4 protein-coding genes and 1 tRNA gene are annotated in these 4,987 nt (G+C 70.9%); 4 read left to right on the forward strand and 1 reads right to left on the reverse strand.

Features of this window, described 5'->3' with window-relative positions; all coding sequences use genetic code 11:
- Positions 1 to 1,426: isoniazid response ATPase/transcriptional regulator IniR (gene iniR / locus HMPREF0591_RS05435; protein WP_007167437.1), on the forward strand; the 1,426-nt coding region annotated here is incomplete at its 5' end.
- A 42-nt stretch (positions 1,427 to 1,468) separates the two neighbouring features.
- On the opposite strand, the gene HMPREF0591_RS05440 is transcribed toward iniR, so the two are convergent.
- A tRNA-Gly gene (locus HMPREF0591_RS05440) sits at positions 1,469 to 1,542 on the reverse strand.
- 185 nt (positions 1,543 to 1,727) lie between these two features.
- Here HMPREF0591_RS05440 and HMPREF0591_RS05445 point away from each other — a divergent pair.
- The 3 genes from HMPREF0591_RS05445 to HMPREF0591_RS34370 form a co-directional block, all read left to right on the forward strand.
- Positions 1,728 to 2,384 carry a VldE C-terminal domain-containing protein gene (locus tag HMPREF0591_RS05445; protein ID WP_208857733.1) on the forward strand — a complete coding sequence of 219 codons (657 nt, stop codon included), beginning with the start codon at positions 1,728 to 1,730 and terminating at the stop codon, positions 2,382 to 2,384.
- Positions 2,385 to 2,416: 32 nt separating this feature from the next.
- Positions 2,417 to 2,989: a dCTP deaminase gene (gene dcd, locus HMPREF0591_RS05450; RefSeq protein ID WP_007167439.1), complete on the forward strand. Its 573-nt coding sequence runs from the start codon at positions 2,417 to 2,419 to the stop codon at positions 2,987 to 2,989.
- Between the two features lie 131 nt (positions 2,990 to 3,120).
- Positions 3,121 to 4,987 (forward strand): DUF7159 family protein (locus HMPREF0591_RS34370; protein ID WP_279626954.1); only part of this gene is annotated, 1,867 nt, incomplete at its 3' end.

The following is a 4,987-nucleotide window of genomic DNA, read 5'->3' on the forward strand; positions in this document are numbered from 1 at the left end:
CCTGGCCGATGATCTGCTCGCCTCCGCGGATCCCGCCGAACGCGCCGCCGCGGTGCGGGTGGCGGCCAGCGTGGCCGCCCACGACGGCCATGCGGGGCAGGCGGCCGAGTTGTTCGGCTGGCTGGGCGCCTACCCGGACGCGGTGGTCGGCGCCGCCGGCGCCATCACGCTGGCCGCGGCGGGGGACCTGGCGGCGGCACACGCGGCGTTGCGGCTGCCGGGAGAGGGCCCGCCGACCGCCGGCGCGCGCGCCGCGCGGGGTCTGGCCGAAGGTCTGCTGCTGAGCATGAAAGAGCCCTACCCGGTCGCGGTGGCGAAGCTGGGCCAGGCGATCGCCGTGGGCGGATCGATCGGTGAAGTCATGCCCGATAGCGCCGCCGCATTGGTCACGCTGGCGGCGCTGCACGGCGGCGACCCGGTGCGGGCGCGCAGCATCATCGGTCGCGCCGTCCGCACCGGCGGCGACGCGCTCTTCGAGCGCCGACACCTGCTGCTGCTCGGCTGGACGAAGATGCGCGACGGCCAGCTCGCATCGGCCGGCGCCGATGCCGACGCCGCCTGCTCGGGTGCGGCCACCGACCTGCACCGGCGCGACGCACTGTGGGCGGCGGCGCTGCGCACCGCGATCGCACGCCGCAGCGGCGACACCGGCGCGCTACACAAGCATTGGTATGCGGCCATGGAGGTGCTCGCCGAGTACTCCATCGACTTGTTCACGCTGCTGCCGTTGGGTGAACTGTGGGTCGCCGCGGCACGGATGCGCCAGGTGGCCCGGCTCCGCCACACCCTTGATCAGGCATTCGGATTGTTGGAGTCGCTGGGCAACCCGGTGTTGTGGTCGGTGCCGCTGCACTGGGCCGGGGTGCACGCCGGAATCCTGACCAGTTCACCCGAATCCGTGGCCCCGCACGGACAGGCGCTCACCGCGGCGGCACCCCACAGCGTCTTCGCCCACGCGCTGGCGGGCGCCGGCCGGACCTGGCTGCGGGTGCTCGCCGGCCAGGTCGACGCCGACGAGGTGACCATGGCCGCCCGCTCGCTCGCCCAGTTCGGGTTGACCTGGGATGCCACCCGGCTTGCCGGTCAGGCCGCGCTGCAGACGCCGGACGCCCGGGTATCGGGGGACATGCTGCAGCTCGCCCGCGATCTCAAGCTGGTCGCGGCCGTGGAGGAAACACCCGACGACGAGCCCGGGGCTGACGCCCCGAAAACGCCCAGACAGCCGCCGTCGGCCGCACCGTTGTCCGCGCGCGAACGCGAAGTCGCCGAGCTGCTCCTGCTGGGCTTGCCGTACCGCGACATCGGCCGTCAGCTGTTCATCTCCGCCAAGACCGTCGAACACCATGTGGCGCGGATCCGCCGCCGGCTCGGCGCCGGCTCGCGTTCCGAGATGTTGTCGATGTTGCGTGCAATCTTGGCTTCGTAGCACTACATTGGCCATGCTGACGGTGGATACCGGCGCTTCATGTGGAGCCGATGACGGGAATCGAACCCGCGTATTCAGCTTGGGAAGCTGATGTTCTGCCATTGAACTACATCGGCGGTGTCGGCATCGAAGACTAGCATCCGAAGGCGGTTCCGCCGGGCCGGTAGGGTGGGTCCGGCTACGGCCCGGACGGCCCGGTTTGACCCGGCGGTGAAATGTCTTGGGCTGCCAAACCGCCTCTCAGCCGCAAATTCCCGCACTCGTGTTTATTCTTTCGTGATCTTGTCGTAATGTGCCTGGGGTGGGTCGGCACAGATTAGCCAGGAAACGGCGCAAGTCACCGCTGCTCCTGGCAGGGGCACTGGCCCCGGCTGCCCTGTTCTTCGCGGCCGCAGGTGATGTCTCACCTTTCGTCCCGCGCCACACCTTCCAACCCGTTATTGGCGACACTTCGCCGTGCTGCGCGGAAATCGTGTCGGCAAAGCCGATGGGGATTGTGCTGGCGTCGGACGTGTCCCGCGGCGACGGCATGGACGCCCCCCTGGCGGCGTCGAGGTACCACACCCGTTCCCGGTTCCTGCCGGCCGGGCTCGCACCGGAACAAGGCCTCCAGGTGCGCACGATCCTGGCCTCCCGCAGCATCAGCGCCAAGTTTCCGCAGATCCACGAAATCGGTGGCGTGCGGCCGGACGCGCTGCCCTGGCACCCGCGCGGCTTGGCGCTCGACGTGATGATCCCCAACCCGCAAAGCGCCGAAGGCATCGCCCTGGGCAACGAGATCGTCGCGTACGTGATGAAGAACGCGAAACGGTTCCGGATCCAGGACGCGATCTGGCGCGGCGTCTACTACACGCCCGGCGGAGCGCAGCCCAGCCGGCTCGGGCACTACGACCACGTCCACGTCACCACGACTGGGGGCGGCTACCCCAAGGGTGACGAAATGTATCTCGCCGACTGAACCCGAAAGCGGGCAGCGGATAGGCTCGTCGCGTGCTGCTCTCCGATCGTGACCTCAGGGCCGAAATCACCGCCGGCCGGTTGGGCATCGACCCCTTCGACGACGCGCTGGTGCAGCCGTCCAGCATCGACGTCCGCCTCGATGGCATGTTCCGGGTGTTCAACAATGCTCGATACACCCACATCGATCCCGCCGAGCAGCAGGACGACCTGACCACCCTGGTGCAACGCGCCCCAGGAGAACGATTTGTCCTGCACCCGGGCGAGTTCGTGCTGGGATCCACCTTGGAGCTCATCACGTTGCCCGACCATCTCGCGGGCCGGCTGGAAGGCAAGTCGTCGTTGGGGCGGCTAGGACTGCTGACGCACTCGACCGCCGGCTTCATCGACCCCGGCTTCAGTGGTCACATCACGCTGGAGCTGTCCAACGTGGCCAACCTGCCGATCACGCTGTGGCCGGGGATGAAGATCGGTCAGCTGTGCATCCTGCGGTTGACCAGCCCGGCCGAACACCCTTACGGCAGTTCGCAAGTTGGCTCGAAGTACCAGGGCCAGCGCGGACCCACGCCGTCGCGCTCCTATCAGAACTTCATAAGGACTACATAGGTTCTGCGGGGCCCTAGGGCCCGCATTCTGCGCGATACTTAGATAGCCGTGGTTTTTTCCTCCGCCTGGCCGCGGTTCGTCTCGCAATACCTTTGGAGGGGTTTGTCTTGGATATCGTGCTCGGGGTGTCGATGGCACCGGCATCGATCCAAATGGTCGTCCTCGAAGGCGAATACGCCGACGGTGCCACGGTAGAAGAGGACGTCTTCGACGTCGCCGCCGCGGACGAGGCGGCCACCGCGAGCGCCTCCGACCAGGTGCTCGCGGCCATCCTGGGCACCCAGGAGGGTGCGGCCGACGCCGGCCTCGAGGTGTCGTCCATCGGCGTGACCTGGACCGACCAGCTCGAAGCCGCGGCCCTGCACGACGCGCTGACCGCGCACCGCATCGAGAACGTCATGCTGGTGTCGGCCTTTCTAGCCGCGACGGCGCTGGCCCAAAACGTCGGTGCCGCAATGGGTTACGAGCGGACCGCGGTGATGTTCGTCGAGCCCGACACCGCGACGCTGGCGGTCGTCGAGACCTCCGACGGCTCCATCCCCGATGTGTACAAGCAACCGCTCTACGCCGAGTCGTACGACCAGGCCGCCGCGCAACTCGGCGGGATGATCGCCGGGCTGGAGCGGCTGGAGGCGGCGCCCGACGGCGTGTTCGTGGTGGGCTCGGGCGTCGACATCGTCCCGCTGAAGCCGGCGTTGCAGACCGCGACCACCCTCGAGGTCAGCGTGCCCGAGGAGCCGGAGACGGCGCTGGCCCGCGGTGCCGCGCTGGCCTCGGCCAACGCGCCGCTGTTCGCCTCCTCCACTGCGGCGCTCGCCTACGCGCAGGACCCCGGCACCGGCGCCGTCGACCAGCACTCGCTGCCCGAATACCTCTACGCCGCCTTCGGTCCGGAGCCCGGCGACGACGAGCTGGCCTACAGCGCCGTGCCGGACGAGGACGCCGAGTCGCCCACCGTCGTCATCGAAAAGCTGTTCATGCCGGAGGAAAGCCAGGAGCGGCGGCGGCCGGCCCTGCTGATCGGCAGCGGGTTGGCGGTCGCCGGCATCAGCGCGGTGTTGGCGCTCGAGATCGCGCTGGCGATCGGCATCCGCACGACGGGAACCGTCGCCCTGCAGCCCACCCCCGGCCAGCACCTCATCGTTCCGACGCAGGAGCCGCCGTCGCCCGTCGAGGCGTCGGCCCCGGCGGCGAAGCTCAGCGCGCCGGTGCCGGCGGCGGCGCCCAGACCGATGATCCCGCAGTTCGCCGCCCCGCTGCCGGCGGCCCCACCGCCACCCGCGGCGCCTCCCATCCCCGCGGCGCCGCCCCCGGCGGTGCCGGTTCCGGTGGTGGTCCCCCCGATCGCGCCGGTGATCCTGCCGCCCATCCGCGTTCCCGTTCCCCACCCCGTGGTGACCCCTCCGGTCATCCAGGCCCCGCCGCGCGTGGTGCCCCAACAGCCGGTGCTGCCCCGGCCGCCGGTGCACGTTCCGGAGCCGCCGCAAGTCGGCGGCACACGGCCACAGTCGCCGCCCCACCAGACCCCTCCCGGGCACGGCTCCACCCCGCCCGCTTCCGCCCCGGGTGGCTCCACCGGTGGGCATGTGCCGGCGCCGGGTTCCGGCCCGGGTGGCTCCACCGGTGGGCATGTGCCGCCGCCCGGCTCGGGCCCGGGCGGATCCACCGGTGGGCATGCGTCGCCGCCCGGCTCGGGCACGGGCGGTTCTGGCGGTGGGCATGTGCCGGCGCCGGGGTCGGGTGGTTCTGGCGGTGGGCATGTGCCCCCGCCCGGATCGGGGACCGGCGGTCTCGGCGGCGGGCATTCAACGCCCCCTGGTGAGGGCGGCCTCGGCGGCCTCGGTGGCGGGCATTCAACGCCGCCTGGTGAGGGCGGCCTCGGTGGCCTCGGTGGCGGGCACGCAACGCCCCCGGGCGCGGGGTCGGGCGGCCTGGGTGGCGGGCACTCCCCGTCTCCCGGTTCGGGCGGCGGTGCGCCGAGCGGCCCCGGCGGCCTGT

The sequence above is a fragment of the Mycobacterium parascrofulaceum ATCC BAA-614 genome (assembly GCF_000164135.1).
In the GTDB taxonomy this organism is placed as follows: Bacteria; Actinomycetota; Actinomycetes; order Mycobacteriales; family Mycobacteriaceae; genus Mycobacterium; species Mycobacterium parascrofulaceum.